This window comes from Azospira sp. MPR-E4 (assembly GCF_058809645.1).
In genome coordinates this window covers 1-21408 of the sequence record NZ_JBXAST010000010.1, presented here as the reverse complement: position 1 = coordinate 21408, position 21408 = coordinate 1, and the positions used below count along the sequence as shown (strand labels likewise).

At 50.6% G+C, this 21408-nt stretch carries 20 protein-coding genes; all 20 read right to left on the bottom strand.

The features are described from left to right. Positions 1-9 precede the first annotated feature (9 nt). Positions 10-933: a glycosyltransferase family 2 protein gene (locus AC1RTA_RS05035; RefSeq protein WP_492784122.1), complete on the bottom strand. Its 924-nt coding sequence runs from the start codon at positions 931-933 to the stop codon at positions 10-12. Beyond that, positions 930-2225: an O-antigen polymerase gene (locus AC1RTA_RS05030; protein WP_492784121.1), complete on the bottom strand. Its 1296-nt coding sequence runs from the start codon at positions 2223-2225 to the stop codon at positions 930-932. Before AC1RTA_RS05030 ends, AC1RTA_RS05035 begins: the two co-directional genes overlap by 4 nt. Beyond that, complete coding sequence (locus AC1RTA_RS05025) at positions 2168-3565, bottom strand: flippase (RefSeq protein ID WP_492784120.1); 1398 nt, start codon at positions 3563-3565, stop codon at positions 2168-2170. The genes AC1RTA_RS05030 and AC1RTA_RS05025 overlap by 58 nt, the downstream gene beginning before the upstream one ends. A gap of 96 nt (positions 3566-3661) precedes the next feature. Continuing rightward, complete coding sequence (locus tag AC1RTA_RS05020) at positions 3662-5599, bottom strand: polysaccharide biosynthesis protein (RefSeq protein ID WP_492784119.1); 1938 nt, start codon at positions 5597-5599, stop codon at positions 3662-3664. A gap of 340 nt (positions 5600-5939) precedes the next feature. After that, positions 5940-7103, bottom strand: coding sequence for a glycosyltransferase family 4 protein (locus AC1RTA_RS05015; protein ID WP_492784118.1), 1164 nt, complete (start codon positions 7101-7103; stop codon positions 5940-5942). Next, on the bottom strand, positions 7100-9031 hold the full coding sequence (gene asnB, locus AC1RTA_RS05010; protein WP_492784117.1) for an asparagine synthase (glutamine-hydrolyzing): 1932 nt from the start codon (positions 9029-9031) through the stop codon (positions 7100-7102). Before asnB ends, AC1RTA_RS05015 begins: the two co-directional genes overlap by 4 nt. Next, positions 9032-9838: a glycosyltransferase family A protein gene (locus AC1RTA_RS05005; protein WP_492784116.1), complete on the bottom strand. Its 807-nt coding sequence runs from the start codon at positions 9836-9838 to the stop codon at positions 9032-9034. It lies immediately after the preceding gene. Continuing rightward, positions 9795-10034 (bottom strand): hypothetical protein, encoded by a 240-nt coding sequence (locus AC1RTA_RS05000; RefSeq protein ID WP_492784115.1) that lies wholly within the window; start codon positions 10032-10034, stop codon positions 9795-9797. Before AC1RTA_RS05000 ends, AC1RTA_RS05005 begins: the two co-directional genes overlap by 44 nt. An 87-nt stretch (positions 10035-10121) precedes the next feature. Continuing rightward, the gene (locus tag AC1RTA_RS04995) at positions 10122-11516 is read right to left on the bottom strand and encodes a GMC oxidoreductase (RefSeq protein ID WP_492784114.1); all 1395 of its coding nucleotides are present in this window, start codon (positions 11514-11516) and stop codon (positions 10122-10124) included. After that, positions 11513-12496 carry a hypothetical protein gene (locus AC1RTA_RS04990; RefSeq protein WP_492784113.1) on the bottom strand — a complete coding sequence of 328 codons (984 nt, stop codon included), beginning with the start codon at positions 12494-12496 and terminating at the stop codon, positions 11513-11515. Before AC1RTA_RS04990 ends, AC1RTA_RS04995 begins: the two co-directional genes overlap by 4 nt. Further along, positions 12487-13212: a class I SAM-dependent methyltransferase gene (locus AC1RTA_RS04985; RefSeq protein WP_492784112.1), complete on the bottom strand. Its 726-nt coding sequence runs from the start codon at positions 13210-13212 to the stop codon at positions 12487-12489. The genes AC1RTA_RS04990 and AC1RTA_RS04985 overlap by 10 nt, the downstream gene beginning before the upstream one ends. Then, the gene (locus AC1RTA_RS04980; RefSeq protein WP_492784111.1) at positions 13209-13619 is read right to left on the bottom strand and encodes a DUF268 domain-containing protein; all 411 of its coding nucleotides are present in this window, start codon (positions 13617-13619) and stop codon (positions 13209-13211) included. The genes AC1RTA_RS04985 and AC1RTA_RS04980 overlap by 4 nt, the downstream gene beginning before the upstream one ends. Before the next feature lie 504 nt (positions 13620-14123). Continuing rightward, complete coding sequence (locus AC1RTA_RS04975; RefSeq protein ID WP_492784110.1) at positions 14124-14960, bottom strand: glycosyltransferase family 2 protein; 837 nt, start codon at positions 14958-14960, stop codon at positions 14124-14126. After that, positions 14957-16204, bottom strand: a complete 1248-nt coding sequence (locus AC1RTA_RS04970; protein WP_492784109.1) for a glycosyltransferase — start codon at positions 16202-16204, stop codon at positions 14957-14959. Before AC1RTA_RS04970 ends, AC1RTA_RS04975 begins: the two co-directional genes overlap by 4 nt. Beyond that, complete coding sequence (locus AC1RTA_RS04965; RefSeq protein ID WP_492784108.1) at positions 16201-17301, bottom strand: DegT/DnrJ/EryC1/StrS family aminotransferase; 1101 nt, start codon at positions 17299-17301, stop codon at positions 16201-16203. Before AC1RTA_RS04965 ends, AC1RTA_RS04970 begins: the two co-directional genes overlap by 4 nt. Positions 17302-17388: 87 nt before the next feature. Further along, positions 17389-18144, bottom strand: coding sequence for a class I SAM-dependent methyltransferase (locus AC1RTA_RS04960; protein ID WP_492784107.1), 756 nt, complete (start codon positions 18142-18144; stop codon positions 17389-17391). A 34-nt stretch (positions 18145-18178) separates the two neighbouring features. Beyond that, positions 18179-19459, bottom strand: coding sequence for a DegT/DnrJ/EryC1/StrS family aminotransferase (locus AC1RTA_RS04955; protein WP_492784106.1), 1281 nt, complete (start codon positions 19457-19459; stop codon positions 18179-18181). Between the two features lie 4 nt (positions 19460-19463). Further along, positions 19464-20318 carry a class I SAM-dependent methyltransferase gene (locus tag AC1RTA_RS04950; RefSeq protein WP_492784105.1) on the bottom strand — a complete coding sequence of 285 codons (855 nt, stop codon included), beginning with the start codon at positions 20316-20318 and terminating at the stop codon, positions 19464-19466. A 16-nt stretch (positions 20319-20334) separates the two neighbouring features. Then, the gene (locus AC1RTA_RS04945; RefSeq protein ID WP_492784153.1) at positions 20335-20823 is read right to left on the bottom strand and encodes an acyltransferase; all 489 of its coding nucleotides are present in this window, start codon (positions 20821-20823) and stop codon (positions 20335-20337) included. Between the two features lie 137 nt (positions 20824-20960). Continuing rightward, a partial coding sequence (locus AC1RTA_RS04940; protein WP_492784104.1) for a hypothetical protein occupies positions 20961-21408 on the bottom strand: 448 nt, incomplete at its 5' end.

The window sequence follows — 21408 nt, the reverse complement described above, 5'->3', positions numbered from 1 at the left end:
GACATTTACTCATAGTTGTCGTTGTAGATAGTATCTAGCTAGCAATATGTAGGCCGCAACCGAATCTCGGACTTCAGTTGGTGACGCATGAATGACGGCCCGAACGATTCGAGCCGGAAACTCGATAGCCATAACCAGCCACAAGCCAGCTTTTTCAACAATGGAGAAATGCTTGTTCGCATACTGGATTCGGCTACGTAGCGAATAAAACAAGCGTGTGGCTTTGACTTGCTCAGAGCACCCCCCCCCCCGATGAAACGCAGCCACATCCGCAAGTAAATAGGAAGAAAATCCTTGCTTCAAAGCGCGCAATGAAAAATCAACTTCCTCATAATAAACAAAGAACCTCTCATCGAATCCCCCGCAAGCGTCGAAAACTTTACGACGAACAAGGAAATACGCTCCGGTCACTTGATCGACGAACTGATTCGTCTCAAGCTCCGCCGGCCGCATTAAGTGGGATGGGAAGAGTCGTGGAAAACAAACGGACAGCCCAAGCAACGAACCGACCATCACGCGCACCCCGGGAAAGCGCGACGCACATGTGGAAGTATTGCCCGCATCATCAAGCAACCTTATGCCACAGATCCCTATGCCGTGACTGGCTTTAGCCTCCATGAAAGAAATAGGTTTTTCCAGGGAGTCAGGAAGCAATCGGGTATCTGGATTAAGAAACAGCAGATAGCGGCCTTTAGCCAAAATTGCACCTTGATTACACGCTGCTGCAAACCCACGATTCTGTGAATTCTTGAGCAGTGTCAAGTCTCCCCTCATTTTCGAAATTCTTGAGAGTGAATCATCACTGGAAGCGTTATCGACAACGATCACCTCCCATTCGGCATTCAAGAGCGCCGCTGCATGACAAATGGAATTAATGCAGGCTTCTAGTTGCTTTCCTGAGTTCCAATTAACGATGATGATTGAAAGAATCAATGTCCACTACCTGTGTCCGCAGTTGTCTTACATTCAAGCAACGAGAATACGTAAGCCCAGCCGATCAGTTGAATCCATTGGGAGAGAAGACTGAAATACTGATCCTGAAAGAACTGCATCAGCAATGCGTAACACAATATGCCCGAGGCCACGCTCAATAGGAAGGACCTCTGCTGGCTGATTTGTATCAATATCCAACCATGTAGCAGACCGAGAAGTGCCATGAGCAGTGCAACACCTGCAACCCCAAAATCCCGATAATAGGGACTAAAAACAGTGTACACATTGGCAGACAATTTCACGTTGGGATAGGGCTGAATGAGATCAGGCACCTCTAGTCCCATGCCCATCACCTTTAATACGGCCAAAAGTGTCCGGAAAGTGTATCCACCTCCTGTGGATGGCAAGTCCAAGTTAATTAGATAGTTCAAAGCTGCCACCGGCGCAACAAAATAGAGCTTTGCATGGTGTTCCATCGAGGCAAGGAATGCACCTACAGAGGCTTGGTTAAAACGCCCTCCAACCCACGTTACGGCGACAAGTGCCGCCATTGCGGTGATAAGCAGGACAATTCGTTTGTTCTGCCTTGAGGGTCCGACAGCAGCCAACATCAGGCACCCGAACAGGATGAGGTATGTTCTGCCGGTTGCCAAAAAACAAAATCCCAGCGAGAGGAGAATACTTGGCCCAAGCATACGGCTTGACTTGCCAATGCGAGACATATATGCCAAGTAGGCCGACCCCACAAAGGAGAAATTGAGCACATAACTAGCGAGCCCGTAACTTCCCGCTTTCTCGGACACTAGGACCAACCGCAACCTTGCGTACCATGAGCCGCTCCCAACCAATGAACTTGATGTATCTATTGACACCAAAGCCAACGCCTGATGAAGCATCGAGGCCAACCCGATCACAGATACAGCCACAATGATAGTCGGCAAGGGCACTATCCTGGTAAAAACGCCTTCAGGATGCAAAAACTTAGCAGGTAATGGCTTCAATTGCATGCCAGCCAGAAATCCACCGCTAAACATCGCAATGCCTATCCCTATAATCCAGAGGGTTTTTGTTGAGATTACCTCAAGGTCGGCTTGCCATATTGCGTAGGAGAGACTCACCCCCAACCAAAGAAGCGAATGGAAAATCCCGATGGGGGAAGCTATACCCCTCCATTGGTATAGATGTATGACAAGTAAAACTACCGACAATATAGAAACCCATAATATTGGATTCACTAGTAACTCGCTTTCCCATAAACGGTGCGAACAAGCCCGCGCGATATCAAGACGCATCCAACAGTCAGCACTAGCAGATATAGCACCCGATCCGGAATCCCGTGCATGGGCACTTCGAACAGAAGACTGATCCCACCCGTAACCAGAGAAACCACGACTATCACCACCAAGCGCACAGAAATAACCCGGTCTACACCGACAACACTGAGTGCGCCAATCAGAACCAAATCAACGGCCGCCCGAACCAGCCACGCACATGCAACACCATTGATTCCCCACGCGTTAAGCATAGTGGGCACAGCCAGTATGTAGAGCAGGAATTCAATCAAATGCACTTTGGCAATAAGGTCTGGCTTACCAGCACTTTGCAAGTAAATAAATGGAAATTGAGCAATACCATTCAGAAACACGCCCCACGCAATCAACTGCATCGGCAGGCTCCCCTTTTCAGCAAATGTCGGACCCAACCAAAGATCGAGTATCTCAAAAGAGAAAAGCTGGAGACCAACAACCATCGGAGCCATAATTCCTAGTGTGAGCGCCATCCCGGCAAGCGCAGCTTCAGCGGCGGAGGAATCAGCGACCCTATGCAACCTGCTCAGTCTAGGGAAGACAGCTGAACCTATTGCACCTGGAACGATTAGTAAGCGAGTTACCATTTCGAATGGCGTTGTGTAATAAGCAAGCGCTTGTGCATGGATACTGGTGGACACCATGATCCGATCCACAAACAACATGAGCGGACTCACGATACTGGAAACCGTCATCCACCCCCCCAACCGTAGTAACTGGCTTGTATCGCTTCCCAAGGGTTTCGTACTCCACGCTTGGAGCAATTCAGATTTACAGGCAAAGCCTTGGAGAAGCATCGTTGCCATACGCCCAAGACTCAATGTAGCCACCAAGATGTCGATACCAGAATGCTCCGCAAGCAATGGAATTGGGGCCCCAAAAGTCATGACCCCATTAATAATTCGCCCCCATGCTGGTACCGAAAATCGGCACAGCCCCTCGAGTATCCCTCTCAACCCCTGACCTATCATCAGGAACGGGATTCCCATACCAAGAAACAGTGATGCATAAATATTCTCGCGGGATGCGGAAAGAACTCCCGCAGACATAGCCACCCAGCTCACCAGTCCGATGACAAGCATGCCTCCGACCCCCAGAATGAGGAGAAGCGTCAAACCAGATCGGACAATCCGCCCACACGCTTGAGGATCGGCATTCCCTGCGACGCGTTGGGTCATAGCGCGTGAAATACCAAAATCGAACAAACTGAAATATCCGGCTACGGCCCAGACAACGGTCAATGCACCAAAACGTTCAATGCCTAACCGATCGATGATATATGGAACAGAGTAAACACCAAGAATCAATGGCAACAACAACCCCATGAAGCTCGGAACTGCCCCGGAAAAGAGGTGGCCTGACCTATTGACGCGAGTGATTGTCATAGGGCTTGTAAAGATTGCTGCATCAAGTAGTCTCAGTCAGTTGGCAAGACCGGCGGCAGCCTCTGCCTCCTGCTCCAGATACACCCAGTCGACAATGTCATCGCTCGGCGTGTAACCGGTAACGAGCTTTGTCATTATCAATCGGATCAAACCCACATCGTTCACATTGAGGGCCAATTTCAAGGCATTTAGGTCAGCTTCCAGATCTATCCAGGGGATAAATTCCTCATGAGCTTTCATAATCCGCGAATGGGATGTGGGTTTAGGGTTGTCGCCAATTAGCAACTCTTCGTATAGTTTCTCACCGGGCCGTAGCCCCGTGATCTCAATCGCAATGTCACCATCAGGATTCTGCTCGTCCTTCACAGTCAAACCGGAGAGCTCAATCATCCGCCGCGCCAGATCAATGATCTTGACCGATTGGCCCATATCGAGGACGAACACATCACCGCCTTTTGCCATGGCGCCGGCCTGAATCACTAGCTGGGAAGCCTCAGGGATGGTCATAAAGTAGCGGGTAATATCCGGATGGGTGAGCGTTATCGGCCCACCGTCGCGGATTTGCTGCCGGAATTTCGGCACCACTGAACCAGACGAGCCCAGCACATTGCCGAAACGCACCATGCTGAACTTGGTTCCAAGAGCAGTTGCAGCAAGGGCTTGCAGCACCATTTCCGCCAATCGCTTGCTGGCGCCCATGATATTGGTGGGGCGCACGGCCTTATCGGTACTGATTAGGACGAAGTCAGCAACACCATTCTCTGCTGCGGCCACCGCCGTGAACAGCGTGCCGAGCACATTGTTCTTGATACCTTCGGCTGGATTGTGCTCAACGATCGGCACATGCTTGTAAGCAGCGGCGTGATAGACCGTGTCTGGATGCCAGGTGGACATGATCTCGCGCATTCGCTCATTATCTTGTACTGAAGCCAAAAGCGGTACCAGCACGACGCCGCGATCGACGAACTTTTCTTCGAGTTCCTGGTGAATACCGTAAAGTGCAAACTCACTCTGTTCGATCAGTAACAGCTTGTTTGGGCCCACGGAGAGTATCTGGCGACAGAGCTCGCTACCGATGGAGCCTCCCGCCCCCGTGACCATGACCACCTTGCTACGTATGTTCATTGCCAACAATAAATGATTGGGCGTGACCGGCTCTCGACCGAGCAAGTCATCGATATCTAATTCACGCAAATCAGAAATGCTGACCTTACCTTGAGCCAAATCGGTAACGCTGGGCAGCGTACGGACTGCCACACGGGCGGTCCGAATTTGGGCCAAAATTTCATTGCGTCGCTTGCGGCTCAGACTAGGCATAGCCAGTAACACATCACTGACGGTCAATGTAGCGGCGAGATTGGCTAAATCCGCAGGGTTATAGATGGGTTGGCCATTCAGCACATGACCGTGCAGACGATCATCGTCGTCCAGAAATCCAACGACCTGCATCTCATGGCTATTAGCCATGGCAGCAACTAACTGGCGGCCGGTGCGCCCGGCACCATAGATAAGCACTTTGGGGCGAGATGCGTGCTTAAGAATGCTCTGATACTGATCACCGAGCCAAATACGTGCAAAGGCTCGAGATGCACCAACGAAAAGGAGCAATAGTATTGGCTGAATGATGCCAACGGTACGAGGGACATCTTGAATTCCCATCGCAGTGAATATGGATGCGTAAAGCAAACCATAAACACCGATTGCTCTGGCAACCGCCAACAAGGCCGGCCAACCGCTATAGCGAAAAATGGCTCGATACAACCCCGATACAATGAAGATGGGTAGAGCGATGCCGATGGAGGCCAAAACGGCGACCAGAGCACTACCAGACAGCGCCACAAAATCCCCCAACCGCAGGTAGTAGGCCAACCAGACGGTCAGCGCGCACAGGGCGGTATCAAGTGCCAAAACGACAAAGCGCTTGGCCCATCGTGGCAATGCCAACATAGGGATCGTAAAGTTATGCAAAAGCATGCTTACTCCAGTCAGGCTAGCTTGTTAGTGTGCCCCCCCCATCCCGAAGGATGGCCTCTCGCGGCATCTGCCACAAAAGTCACACTCAAATCCAACTAAACGCCTCTGAAAGAAATCAGCGTCCGGTTCAACATTGCGAGACACGGAAATTCGCCCTACCGTTCTCTTGCGAAAAACTCGTAACGCCTCGCATCAATTCGAGAACGCCCGCACCAACGCACAAGAAAATTAGATCAATCTTGATTGAGTCACGCGAATCGAGCACTAGGTAGCGCTCATGCCCCCGATCAGAATCGGTCCACAGCTGAGGGACTTACCGCGGTTAAATCAAATAACCAGGTCATCCGCGGTCTAACAAGCCGCGCGCGAACGCTTCTCTTTTAATCCGATCCAACTGCAAGGCCACAATTCTCTTTTCGTCGTAAAAATTCAGTGCTCGTACTCTAGCGGCCTCACCCAGTTGCTTCGCCCATTCGGGAGCGCAGATTAATCTCTCAATCGCATCCGCAAGCCTTGCCGGCGAGCGCACTGGTACGAGTAGTCCAGTTTTCTCATGCACTACTTCCTCGCGACATCCACGGATATTTGTTGCCACAACTGGCTTAGACATCATCATTGCTTCTATGATCGTTCTTGGCATTCCTTCGCGCCACGAGGGAAGGCAAAAAACATCCATTGCAGCCAAGAGTTGTGGAATATCGTCCCGCAATCCAGGAGCGACCAAGCGGCGGCCCAACGCAGATTGAGCAGCAGAAAATTCAACCTCTACTCCCCGAGCATGATCACTATCCAATCGCGCTCCGACCAACAGCACCCACAAATCCGAGTGCTGATTCGCCAGAGCTGTCACAGCCTGCAAGAACTCACAAACACCCTTTTCCCGAACCTGACGACCAATAAAGCCAACAACAAAGGCCTCATCAGGAATCCCAAGACTCACACGTGCGGCGCTTACAACACCGGCTCTTACCGGATCAAAACGCTCCACATCTACACCATTTCCAATCGCCAAAACACTTGCTGGCAAAGCGATATGCTCACGAACTGCGTCCTTCGCATCTTCAGCACTTTGGCAAAATAGCAGATCGGTCCACCACCCTCCTATTCGCTCCAGCATCACGAAGAATGCGCGCTTCCAACCCTCCATGTCATCGTGAAAGTAAAAGCCATGCGCGGTATAGACCACTAATGGGATGCCCGCTAGGCGAGCAGCAGCGCGCCCAATTAGCGCCGCAACTGGTGTATGCGCATGAAGTACATCGAAATGCTCGCGCCGGAATAGCCTCCACAACGAAAATAGTGACCGCAACGCGATAATGGGATTCATACTACGCGCAATAGGCACTGTGCAGACACGGTAACCACGCGATCTCAAAGACAAAATAGATGGGCCATCGGAGCACACGGCAGTCACATCCCAGCCTTCTGTCATCATGCCATCAATCAACGGCAACAAGAATTTATCGAGAGTAAAGTCAACAGCACAAAGTTGACATACTTTCATGCCCAGCACTCCAGCCAGGCTTGGAACATGAGCACGCTCCAAATATCATATTGCCGATTTTGCTTACCAGAAAGATGCTGCTCCCAAACGGCCCTTACTCTTTTCGCATCGAAGTAGCCTTCTTGAGACACGCGCTTCTCGCTAAGAAGAGTTTCTGCCCATTCACGTAACGGGCCGCGGAGGTAATCACCAATAGGCAGCGAGAACCCAGTCTTGGGACGTTCGACCAATGCAGGTGGCACGTGACGATACAGCACTTCGCGCAACAGCGATTTTCCCTGGCTTCCACGAATCCGGTAAGACATGGGCAGGGACCAAACGAATTCAAACAACCTGTGATCAAGGAAGGGAGCACGTGTTTCAAGACTGAAGCCCATCGCCGCACGATCGACCTTGACCAGAATGTCGTCTGGCAGATATGACAACGTGTCGGCGAGCATCATTTTTTCCTGGAAGGAATAGGCAGAGTGCCATACATCGCTCTCCAAGACAGACCCTAACTCACATGGATCTGACATCGGCACCCCATCCAGCCAGAAGGAGGTCATGCGTTGATACATTTCCCGATCATCGCTCGACGATATAACTGCGGCCAGCTTGTGGAGCTTTTCGCCGCCATGCCTAGGGCGGTGCAACGCAGGCAGAAAACCCCAAAGACTGTCCCAGGCAGGCGGCGAAATAGCTCGCATACAGTTAGCACCGAGCTGTCGCACAAACTGAGGAAGACGCTGGCGCTGGCGGCGAAGACGCTCACCCAGCACATAGCGGTTATAGCCACCAAAGATTTCGTCACCACCATCGCCAGAAAGTGCAACCGTGACATCCCGCCGCGCCACTTGCGAAACTAGAGCTGTCGGCAATTGAGACGCATCAGCAAAGGGCTCGTCGTAAATCGTTGGCATGCGAGGAATCAGCGCCAACACATCGGTCTCACTCAGGGCGCAGGTCGTATGCGCAGTCCCTAAATGGCGCGCCACCGCTTCGGCAGCCGGCGATTCGTCGTATTCCGGATTGTCGAATCCGATGGTAAAGGTACGCACTGGCCGGCGAGATTCCAGCTGCATCAAAGCGACCACGGTGCTCGAATCAATACCACCGGAGAGAAAGGCGCCGAGTGGCACATCGGCAAGCATTTGCCCTTTAATCGTCTGCTTTAACAGCCCCTCCAGTACGTCGGCGGCTTCTCCGAAACTCCCCGTGTAGGGTGTCGCACTCGCTCGAGCCGCCATCCCCAGCGCTGACCAATAGGTATTCGTGCTTTCCCGCCAGCCGCCATCGCGCCATGCAAGCTCAAGCCAGGTTCCCGGCATCAGTTTGCTCACTCCGACATAAATGCTGTGTGGTGCAGGAATGTAGTCGTAACGGATGAGCAGAGATACGGCCTCCCTGTTCAGTTGCCCTTGCCATTCGGGATGCTGCCGCAGGGCCTGCACGGTCGAGCCGAAAATAAAGCTACCGCCTTGCCAGCCATAATAAAGCGGCTTTTCGCCGAAACGGTCACGCGCCAACACCAGTCTGCGCTGTTCCCTGTCCCATAGCGCAAAGGCGAACATGCCCACGCAACGCTGCAAAGTCTGCTCTGTGCCCCAATGCTCAAGCGCAGCCAGCAATACCTCAGTGTCTGAATGGCTACGGAAGCCCACCCCAGTACTGGCGAGATCAGCACGTACTGCATCGTGATTGTAAATTTCGCCATTAAACACAATGACATAACGCCCAGAGGGCGAAATCATCGGCTGACGTCCTCCTGCCCCCAGCTCTATCACTGCCAGCCGGCGGTGAACAAGGCCTACGCTACCGTTTTCGGAAGTCCAAGTCCCCATCTCGTCGGGACCGCGAAGAAACAGCGTATTCCCCATCCGAGCAAGAACCTCACGACTTTTTTCCAAATGCAGGTTGGGGGAAATAAAGCCGCTAAAACCGCACATTCAATTCTCCGAGGTTTTGCACAGGATACCCAAAGAGGTTCTGAGCGCATCCCAGCGCTCGCAATCGTCCCGATTCGTAGCCTCAAAACGCTTTCTGTCCAACACCGAAGTAGCGTTCAATAGTCCGAACAACAGTTCCACAGACGCTTTTGCTGCTTGCTTGGCGGCTGCTAAGCTGGCCCCAAACCAATGGCCTCGCGTGGCGGCAAGCGTGAACAAAGCAGCAGCGTAATACCCTCGATTTCTGAGAGCATTTTTCAGCGACGGTCGATCGACGCGATAAGCAAGCAAACTGTCGCCAAGGCAGGCGTAACGGCTGACCAAATAGGCACTAACGAGCAGCAGTTGATCCTGAGCCCGGCGCATCGACGGATCGTAAGGATGCGCCTTAAACCATTCGGTCTTCCCCATCCAGGTGGGATGCGGCAGGTTGATCCCATTCCAGGGGTTTGCACAAATATCCTCATGTGCTAACAACACGCGGAATTTCCCAATCAAGACATTGTGGTTGTCGATGGCAAGGGCCCCCGAACCCAGCAAGTCGACTTCTGGATGCGCCTCTAAATATTCCACCTGCCGCTCGATCCTCTCCGGAAACGAAAGATCGTCTGCATCCATACGTGCGAAGTATTTTCCTTTGGCAAGCGCAACTGTTTGGTTAAGCCGCGCTGCAAGACCGAGATTCCTTCCGTCAGCGACTCGTACGATGCGAGGATCGTCGAAACGAGCGATGATGTCGGACGTTGCATCACTGGACCCATCGTCAATAAGGATAAGCTCCCAATGCGTATAGCTCTGGTTCAACATTGAGAGCAATGCAACCTCCAGCGTTGTGGCGGCATTGAACACAGACATCCCTATGCTGACCAATGGTTTTGTCATCAAATGTATATTTTTCAAAGCAGTCGCCCGTCTGCCCCTGAATAACTTGAGAATAGGCAAGACCTGGCACACTTAAGTTCTTATTCATGCCGCTTTTGGCATGTCTGACTTCAAGGGGCATATTATCAGCGCTCCTAGCACCGATCGTAAAGGCTGCTGGACAATCTCACGAGATTGCCTGCGAAAATCTAACTTGCATATATCAAGATTAGCCTGACTTTCTAGACCTCAAGGTATCGGCCATGCGGAGGGCCAGCGCCGCTATAGTCAAGCCCGTGTTAGCGCTACCGCTTGCAGGGATCGCAGAACCATCACATACATGAAGATTCTCAATGCCATGCACCTGCCCCAATCCGTTGCAAACTCCGGCCGCGGGTGAATGGTGCATGCGAGCCGTTCCAGAGTGGTGAGATGAAGAGAACAGATTTGAAACCCAGTCTGGAAATATCCGGGCATCCTCGATTATGGGAGTTAACTCACCAAGCACTCGCTCTATCGCCTTGTTCAGCGAGTCGAGGTAGGTCGATTTCAAATCCCAGTTGCGGCCAACCCGCCCGCCCTCCAAATTTACAATACTTTGAGCATCACTCGGTGGCTGCTCCGCAACCATCAACAGCGCATAGCTTTGGGTTGGAACCTGAAGCCCAAAGCGTAGGGAAAGGATATCGATGATATCGTCCCAATGAGTAAATAGTCGTAGATAGTTGCTCAGGTTGAGGGGCTTGTTTCTGAGGTCACCGAGGAGACTGACGATCTTGTTTCGCTGGCCGAACTGTACAGCAGGACGAATCTGAAACGAAACTCGCAAACCATCCTGCTCGATTACCAAAGGCAGGCGCAGGAATCCGCCGGGTCCAGAAACTGTTCGATTCCAAAGCTTGTACAACGGCACGCTCGAAACAAACTCGGCTACAAATCCAGAGGGGTGGTCTTCGTAGTTGTACCCCGCTAGCTGCAGTGAAATGGAGTCTGAGACGGCAGCCAGACGCTGCAACAGCACCGGAGTTCCCAGTCCGCCGCAGGCCAACACGACTTCGTCGGCAGCCAATTCAGTTTGCCCTGACTCCAGATTCACTCTGACACCGGCCAGCCTTCTGTTTCCACGGGCCATTCGAAAAGAGCTCACTTCCCCACGAACCATTTTCACCTGGCGCGTAAGACCTAACGACGTCCAAACATTTATACGACGTCGAGGATAGTAAAGGCTTTCCCTCAGTAGCCTCGTCGGAATCTGGCTATTAATGAAATCATTGCGCAACAACTCGTCCGTGCTACAGATTTCACTGCGAGTCGTACCGGAAAGAAGCTGGAATGCTCTCGCATAGTGTTCTTTCAACTCGACTTTAGGGAATGGCCAGCGTTCGCGAAAAACTTCCGACTCGACTTCTATCAGACCGTTATGCCAAACGGTTGTAGTACCACCCAATCCCGACGCAAGGTGAGGACACGTAACGGCAGCCCGTCCAAGATCAACCACCCTTCCTTGCAGCCCGGTGCTCTGCCCATCCAACTCGACCATGGTGACATCCCATGTCTCAGCAAGAGCTGCTGCCAAAACACAACCTCCCATTCCAGCGCCGACGATGATGACTGACGGTTTCACGCGCGCACCACAAAGCGAGGCAGATGTTCTTCATGAGGAGAGAGCGGAATATGCTCATCGAACATACTCGTATCTAGTGCGAGTCCACGATTCCAATGCTCCAACAGCACATCTACCGAAACATTTCCACTCAAGTTCGCGATTTCGGTTTGCACCCTATTGATTGGCAGATTAAGGATGATGCTTTCGCGGAAACACAGTCCCTTGCGATTAGAAACGATGTCGTTGAACGTCTTAAGGCAATTCTCGTAACTGTTAGGAGCACCAAAATTTGAAACTCGGCTGATGACCCTAACTTCGGCAAGAGATAGCACCTGGCCATCGACCGACCACGGGTCTGACCATTCATTACCCTGTTCGAACCAGTTGAACTCGATGAGATTCGACGACAGCAAGGATTCACGGAAAACAGGAGGGCGCTGCGGGACATCGGCGGTATAGCTTCGACGCAAATGTGGTGAATGTCGAAGACTAACGATCACCTCTGTTGGATCCGTCACACTGGCTATAGCAAAATCAACATCCCTAATGAATATTAGATCATCCACCAAGAACATTACTGATCTGCATTGCAGATGCCCGAGGACCGAGAGCAGGGTCTGCTTGAAGCTGCTCATTTCACCGATAAAGTGGACCGGCGACGCTTGTCCTGAAAAGATATCAACGAGTTCATCGTAGGATTTTTGGTGCGCTTGGCTACTCGCCGTATAGATGACGTACACTGGGGCAGGATTTGCTACCCGATTGAAGTACGAGTACAGCAGGGCGTGAAGTTGCAAGGCTCTGTCCTTGCTGAAGACAATGCACGCAATGCCCGGCGTTAAATCAGCGGCTTCTGCTGCCACGAGCTCTGCCAGCGCACCGGCCCGCTGGGCAAGAATCTGCTCATGAACCGAACACGAAAGCAGGACACCTCCAGCACGCCCGACCACTCGACGCAGCAGATGAATAACATTCCTGCGGATAGCATTCATCGACATGGACTCATGTCTTTGATGGCAATGCACTGCCAACCGAAACACGCCAAGTCATCCGCAGGACGCCCCCCTCCCCTAATCAAAAAATAAAGCATTACTAGCCCAACGACGACGTAGGCCAAGGGCCAAGACCACTCGCCGTAACGGCGTGCGACTGTCGGCAGGCGAAGCAATTCCTGACGCAGGAAATCAAACCAATCGCCATTTGGCAGGAGCGAGTCAATTCGCAAACCTCTGGCCGGGAGGTGATACTCGTACCAGTATCGACTGTAGCCTGTGGCAAAATGGTAGGGGGCAAAATGGGACATGGACGCAAAGGGAGCCGTGATGATCAGTTTGCCTCCCGGCCTGAGCAGGCGTGAAAACTCGTCCAGGGCAGGCAGCGCATCCGGTAGATGCTCGAACACCTCACTACAAAGAATCACGTCGAAAGAGCCATCCGGCTCTGGAATAGAGGTAATGTCGCTAACGATGTCGACCCGATCGGCTTGCCAGCTACCCGTTTGCAAACCTGAGCCGTCGCCCTGTCCTTCGTACTTTCCAAAATCCTGCGAGACATATCGCAAATGTCCACAGAGCTTTTTGTTCCGAAGCTCCCCAGCCCCAGCATCAAGGATTCGTGCGCCCTCAGGCACATCATTCAACGTAGCTTTGAGCCACGCCGCCCTAGCATCATCGTTAGCTGTGGCTCGGAGAAGATTTCTTAACAACCCTTTCATTTACTGCTCACCTCTTCTGCTACCTTAGAGAAGACAAACACGCCCAAGGAGTATCTTTGCTGCGCCAAGCGGGCCAATTCGATTACATTGCAGAAATCGCAGTCAGACACGTTACTCTGATCGATGATGATCAGTTTCTTGAGCCTCAAGCCGACTTCAGCCGCAGCCGATATTATCGTTGACGGAGCGAAAATCCAGTTTGCGTTAAATTCAACCCGCTCCCGACCTATTGGAACCGATAGATAAAATACCCCCCCCTCCCTGATCATGCGTACCATACTTGCAAGCCCTAGACTAACTCCTTGAACATTCAGCGGATCTCCGTATCTCCCAAGGCCGAAGTGCTCAAGTGCATGCAGACAGGAAAGTGAATCACAGTACCCATCAAATGATTCAGCTATTTGCATGAGGTCTGCTCGACGAAAAACGACCCCAGGGATGCTCGCGCTTATGGGCCGTACATCGAAGACCTCAATTTCCCGAAAACTGGCCACATGAGCAACAAAGCCATCAACCCGAGAGCCAATGTCAACGTGACATTCTGGCTCCGCGGCATGGATCATTCTTGCAACTATTAGGTCCTGCCAAAAATACTCATTCTTGGTAGCACCACCTTCTTCCCTTCTGTCATGGACGCAAGGAACCATTTCCATCTGGCCCCGATAGATTCTACGGAACCTGAAATAGTCCAACATATAACGCAACAAGCCAGGCAAAAAGTGTAGAAGCTTGCGTACATCCACTCCCACTTGCGCTTGCAATATCCAATATGTTCTCTTGATTATTCGATGCATATAATTAATTTTTCAGGGAACAAGCCTTCAAAAATGTGCGCATGCCGTTGCACGGGGAACCACCACTCGTGTTCGGGTAGTCAAAATTCTCCGATCTCCTTCGAACATCTGGCTTCGCTAGATCTCCAGCATCTCCTTTGTTGCCATACATTTGAGACCATGAGCCGATTGGCCAATTAGTCGGCCGCTAGCGCTGTACCGGGACCACAGTCGGGCCCTTAGACGGGCTAATAAATAATAGAAAACAACCGACCACGCGCCATGACCTGCTGGTGCAACAGCGTTAAGTGTGCGGCGACGAATGGCTTCCCTTTCCGCCTTATAGTCGTTGGCACGAGCTTTAGACGTCTGTCCCTGATGTCTCCGAAAGGCACTAAATACTGTTGGAACAAACTGGCAACGTCCGTGCAAGCTCATACGCAGGAACAAATCGAAATCCGCAGCAAATCGTACTTCCGGGTTGATGCCGCCAACCTGTTCATAGAAAGATCTTCGCCAAAAGCAGGCGTCCTGCAACGGCGTCCAACCGCCGAACAGCATCATGTTGGAAAGATCGCCGACATTTCCGTTGGAGACCTGGACGACAGCACTCTGCTCGTCGATATAAAGGTCATCACCAAAAATCAGGTCCGCGGCGCTTTCCGTAAGCAGCGTAGAGGCTCGGCTTAGCGCACCTGGCAACAGCAAATCACCGCTATTGATCCAGCACTGAAAGTTGGCTGTCGAGCGGCGGAAACCCTTCGCCAGTGCATCCGCATAGCCCTCGTCCCGTTCGCTGATCCAACCCGTGATGCGGGACTCGTAGCTGCGTATTACATCCACGCTGTTGTCGGTCGATCCGCCGTCGATGACGAAGTACTCATCTCCCGAACGGAGGTTCCGCAGAACCGATTCTATTGTTTCGACCAAATATTCCCCCATATTGTAATTGGGGGTCACCACAGTGAATGTCAATTGCCTCTCCCTCCTTCAGAAGAGGCCGAACTATCACTTGGCTTGCGAGGAAAACTAAGCCCCTCAATTGCAGCCAAGTACTTTCTGGCTATCAAATCCCAATCGAAACACTTAACTCGCACCTTGTTGTTTTGTGCCTCGTCTTTGATTCCGGATGCACCGCTCGCAAGCAAACCTAGCATACGGCTCAAACTACCAGTCTCGTGCTGCCGAACAAGATTAAGCGCAAGATATTTCTGGGTTTCAATATTCGGAGGGATATCAGAACAGATCAACGGCTTTCCGAACACCGCCCCCTCCCGCACAGGCAAAGAACTTGATTCATGCAATCCGAGTGAAAGCACAGCATCACAATTTCTATAAAGCCAGATTAATTCTTCAAAGCACACCCGCCCAAGATAGTAGACTTCAGTCAATCCAAATTTAGAAATAGCATTGCTAATTTCACTCCAATACCCGCAATCTTGCCCAGTAAGAACACACGGCATTTCATATCCATGCGCATCACGAAACTCCACCAATGCCTCCAGCAGCAGCAAGTGATTTTTATGCGGCCATAGCTGTGCTGGGTAAAAAACAAACTGTCCACCACAAAGACGATTCAAAGCCACTGGAAATGTTGCCGTAGAACCATCATTGAACTTGGAGAAATCAACGCCTTCGTAAGCAATGAATATTTTTTCCTCTTTAACAAATTTAAACTTTTCAATCAGACAGTTCTTTACAAAATCACTACTTACCTGAATAGATGATGCTGACCATGCAGACAGTCTATATGTAACCCAACGAGACGCCCTTTCCCTAAAAGAGAAAAATTCAGGGAAATACTCCTGTTGAATATCATGCATGCAAAGAATCGTTGGAATACGTAATGCAAACAAACTTAGGGTTGTTGTAGGCACAACCAGCACATCAACAGCGCTCTCAATTTGAGCCGCCATCCTCGGCCTAAACATCTTTTCGAACCAAAACAAAAGCTTAAAATATCGAACAGTCCATGCCAAATATTTTAGGGGCCCGAAAATATATTTACGCAAGGGGTTCCGCGACAATTTTTCGAAGACGACGGGTATTCCCTGAAGGGCATTATGGATAAATTCCTCGTTGTCATCTGAGACAAACACCACAACGCTGTCAGGCGCCCTAACCGTTCGCGCCAATCCTCGAGCAATCCCGATGGAAAAAGTTGCGACCCCCCCTGAGTAGGACGCATTACAACCAAGTAAATCCACCCCTATTTTCATTTAATGACACCAAGGGAGCGCAAACCTGAGAACAGAGCGGTTGTCACTGAAGAAACCTGGTCCCTAGTCATACCAACGAAGGTAGGCAAATTTATCCCACACTCCGACAATTTATATGAGACAGGGTTTCTCGCGGGCAAGTACATTGGCATCATCGAAACTGGGAAGAAAAATGGCCTTGCATCAACTCCCAGTGCACGCATTTCGAGGATCACTTGATCACGCTGCGATCGGCCAAGCTCCTCGATAACCGCACAAGCCATCCAATTTGTCGGCTCAGCGCCAACGCACGGATTGCATTCAATCCCATGCGGCTCCAGCAGTTGCTTATACGCGTCAAGCAATTCGGCACGATTCGCAATAAAGTCCTCAATTTGCTCCAATTGCGCAAGTCCCAAAGCTGCCTGCATATTAGTCATCCTGTAGTTGTATCCAACTTCAGTATGCCAATAGCGAACTTGTGTGGACATAGCGTGATCTCGGAGGAATTTGGCTCTGTTGTATATGTTCACGTCGCTTGTCGTGATCATCCCTCCTTCCCCGGAAGTAATGATTTTGTTACCGTAAAAGCTGAACACACCGCAGTCGCCCAATGCTCCAACTCTTACCCCTGCAATTGATGCTCCATGAGCTTCAGCAGCATCCTCGATCACATGCAAGTCATACTTACGCGCAATTTCCAGAATAGCCTGCATGTTCGCAGGGTGCCCGTATAGATGGACGGGGATAATCGCTTTAGTTTTCGACGAAATCGATCGCAGAATGGCTTCTGGATCAATGCAATAGGTATCCCGACAGACATCAACAATTACGGGGACTCCCTGAGCGGTTTTAACAGCGTTAGCGGTAGCGACAAACGTAAGGTCTGGAATGATTACTTCGTCACCGTCACCAATACCGAGCACCTTAAGCGCAAGATGCAGCCCCACAGTTCCATTGCTCACTGAAACTGCATATTTGGTTCCGCAAAATTCAGCGAATTTTTTCTCAAAGGCATCGATATAAGGACCGAGAGAAGATACCCAACCGGACCTAACAGCATCTGCCACGTAGTCAATCTCACGCTGCGATAGCTTAGGCTGAGAAACAGGGATCATCGGACAACCTCACTGGAAAATTTCTTCATGTCAGCCGCTCTCTTCATGTAGCGCTCAGACTAAGGAATATCACTGCAGTTTCAACCACTAAGGCCTGCTTGAGACAAGCTGAAACGGCCACTCATCATCGAACGGCAACCCACCTTCACTAGCATAGAAATATAAGTTGTGCCTAGATGGATATTGGGTTTCAAATATTTTTACATTTTTGAAATATGGCTGTAAAAAGTTGAGCAAATCACTTTTTGACTTAAATATATACTTATGCTCATCGTGACAATAATTTTGAATAATCGAATAGCCTGACAGTACACCATTCGACCCAAGACGCGCCTTTATCGAGCGCATCAGCCGCTCAATCTCCTCTTCATTAAAGTATTCGAGAGACGCATCCCAGACAATATTGTCAAACAACTCATCAGGCATTTGCGTTCGAATATCTGCAATTTCATAGCGCAGGTTTGGCGCAACATAATACCGATTGGCGCTTCTAATTGCCTCAGAATCAAGATCTACTGCAAATACACTACCTGCGCGGATCGAATAGAAGTAATATGCATTGAAACCGTCGCCGCAGCATAGCTCCAGGAGCTTGGCCCCCTCTCGAATTGCAAGCAAATTGAATATTCCCCGCTCCCAACTCAATGGCGTGCGAGTTTTGTGCCAAAGGTATTGCAAATCTAGGTGATGATCAAACCACCCCGGCACCGGCCTTATTCCCCAGTCGAGAACATATTGCAGGTAATGCGTTGCTGCACTGATTCGGCGAAGGCGTCGATTGAAGGCCTTTAATAACCAGCGCCCTCCTACTCCTCGGACCAATTTTAGAATTGTATTTTTCATTTCAAAATAAACTTAAACAGGGCTGAAATACCTATCAACGCCTAGCCATTAACTTATCTATCGTACGCATTAGCTGCTTGAGCCGAGCCCCTGATAGAAAGTTCATCTTCGGAAACCCGAGACCTGCGGACTTAAACACCTGATTCGCAATGGGATAACTCCTCTGAAAATTATGGCCCACGCGCTCGGCATCCCCTCTTGTAACCCAATCCGTCCAATGGCCTTTGCTAAAGAAGCTTAATGAGTTGATTAACTCAAAATTCGCATGCCAAGTTGCAATTCCCTCTTGACTCAGGTTCTCCCTAAGCCACTCTTTACTACGTCCAAGTTTTAACTCATCCAAACGCACTACAACCTGAGTGAACGCACAATCCGAATGATGTTTGGCGTCCCCCAATGCCAGCTCGACACCATCAAATTTTCGAATGAAATGTTCAAATTCTGAAACGGCACTTTGCAGTGCCGACAAGTGCGCCGGATATCCCTTTAATTGCTCAGAGACCACCGCTGCAACAATTTCTGACATGCGACCATTCCACGCTAATTGCGTCGTATCTCGAGTTCCGAACTCAATCGTTCGATCTCCCCAGTGCCTCAAGCTCCGTAGTTCCTTAGCCAAGGCATCATCATCAGTGACGATCATGCCGCCTTCTCCCCCCTGTATTGGCTTCAGGCACCCGAACGAGAAAGTCCCGAGATCACCACACGCGCCAGCATAGCCTTGGCGAGAACGAGTCCCAAGGGCCAAACATGCATCCTCGATTAAATATAGATTTCGTGACTGACAATACTCAAGCAATACCGGAATACGCTCTGGGTTGCCCCACATGTGCGTAGCAATAATCGCCTTCGTGTCAGGCCCGATCAACTCGTCGAGTCGATCAACTGCCAACATGAAAGTGCTCGCAGAAATATCTGAGAACACTGGCACACAGGCCGCATTCAATACTGAAAATGCCGTAGCTGAGCATGTATCTACTTGCAGGACAACCTCATCTCCAGGCTTGAGACCCAGCCCACGCATGGACATCTGCAATGCCATCCCTCCCGTATTCACGGCAACTGCATGGGCAACCCCAATGTAATCGGCAAATAGGGCTTCAAGTCGCTCATGCACCAGCCCCTTCCCGTATGCCATATTCCATTGAGTTCCCCTTAACACCTCAGCAACTGCACTAACCTCTCCGGCCATTACTTTCGGGTATGTTCCAAGCCAGAGATTGATCAGTCTTCTACCGCAACTGCCTATGTTGGCCGACAACCAAGGGAACCTACGCTTCAATCGCCGTAGGCTGGGAATCAGGAAGCTGAGCATAGAATTAGGCCGCCGGTTTGATGGCTAGAAACGAGTACAATCGACCTGGTGACCTATGGCGCTTGGCCCACCATATGCCAAGCTTGACCACAATTCCTTCCGGCAAGAAGCATTTCAGGACTTTAGCAGGGCGGGAACCTAAAATTCGTGCGCGCATAACTTCCGGAGAACTGGGCGCCATATTTATTACCGTATCATACGGATCCATTTCCATACAAAGCACCAATCCAGCAGAGGTAATCGCGTTTCGATAGTCTTGCAGTTTGAAGGCGTTCTCCCCGCCATACAGCTGGTGATCTGGCTGGGAGTCCAAAAATATCTGCAAGCTGTTCTCGTAATCATCGACGACCGGCTCTCGACAAGCGAGGAGCACCCCACCCTGGCGCATAACACGAGCGATTTCCTTGAGCATATTCGGCAAATTTGCTGCGTGATGCAGACCTTGTCGGACATAAACCACATCAAAGCTTTCCGAGGCAAACGGCAAACTTTCTCCATAAGCATCGACAATTTCGGCGTGCAACCCCGAACCTGCTAGAGCTTTAGCCAAGGCCCCCCGACCAACCGTTTCGGATGGATTCGGGTCTACTGCGACCACGTCAAAACCAGACTTTGCAAATGAATATGACGCGATCCCATTTCCAGACGGCATATCAAGCAACCGATTACCCGATGCGAACTCCTTCAGCAAGGTCTTTGCAGCACAAAACTCTGCGCTCGCGAAGAAGCGCTCGCAATTGCCGGCAATATCTTCCGTAAGATATGCGTTAAAAATAAGCTCCTGATGCTCGGGAGATTGGCGCAATATTTCGACTGCTTCTTCCCATGAATATTCGAACTTCCCTTTCTGTGCTTCCATATCTCACGCCGGTCTTCTATCTTTCGATTCGTTTTACGACAACAGCAGGGTTCCCCGCAACAACTGTGTATGGCTCGACGTCTTGAGTTACAACACTCCGAGCCCCGATCACAGCCCCCTCTCCGATCCGAACCCCCCTTAGCAGCACTGCGTCAAAGCCTATCCAGACTTTATCCTCAATCACTATCGGCGCAGAGCTCACATCCGTCCAATCAAGTTCTTCATAGCAACATGGAGAACCATAGTGATGATAGAAATGATTGACCATCTTTGCTCGTTGTCGCCAATCCAGCGAGTGCGAGTTATGGTCATAAATCGTTACGCCCCACGCAATAGTGACGTCATTTCCAATTTTTATCCCTTGCCGACAAATAACCGTACCCCCGCCAAAATAAACACGGTTACCAATTTCAACGATTCCACTTCGAGATTCGAATGTAACTTTCGCATTAATTATCCCGTGAGTTCCGCACCTGACATAGACACGATCCTCCGGCTCCACCATAAAATCCACGGAAAATGATGACTGCAGCCGTGTAGTGGGATCGATGTCAACTCGATTACGATAGCGCTTGAGAACTCCACGATGGCGCGCTATACGAGCAATGAAAGTACTTACCTTTTGTAGCACTCCCATGGCACTCACCTCTTCGCCAAAAAATTCCAGACCTGAACCACTAGCTGGAGAACAGAACGCCATTTGCGGCATAACCAAGACTGCTGCAGCGATATCAAATAATTGACCATCGCACGCCTCACTGTTACGTTTTCAATAATTGGGATACTAAATACTTTGATCGCCTTCTCGGAAACAACTGCCTGAAACCGAGCTGAGTCATCCCCATGGCGGCCGCTACCATCATTACCAATATTGCTGACCAAACTTATTCCTGGGTAGAGTGTTAGCTTGCTCCTCAAGAACGCACTGGCATACCATCTAACCGCCCAAGAATCATTCTTACCGGCGACTTGGTTCTCCAACATACCGAGATAATCATAGCTATCTGAATAATTGAATTCGCTCTCACGCTTCTGTTGTTTAATTTGACTCAGTAGCTTTTCACCATCGGGCTCGTACAGAGCCCAGCCC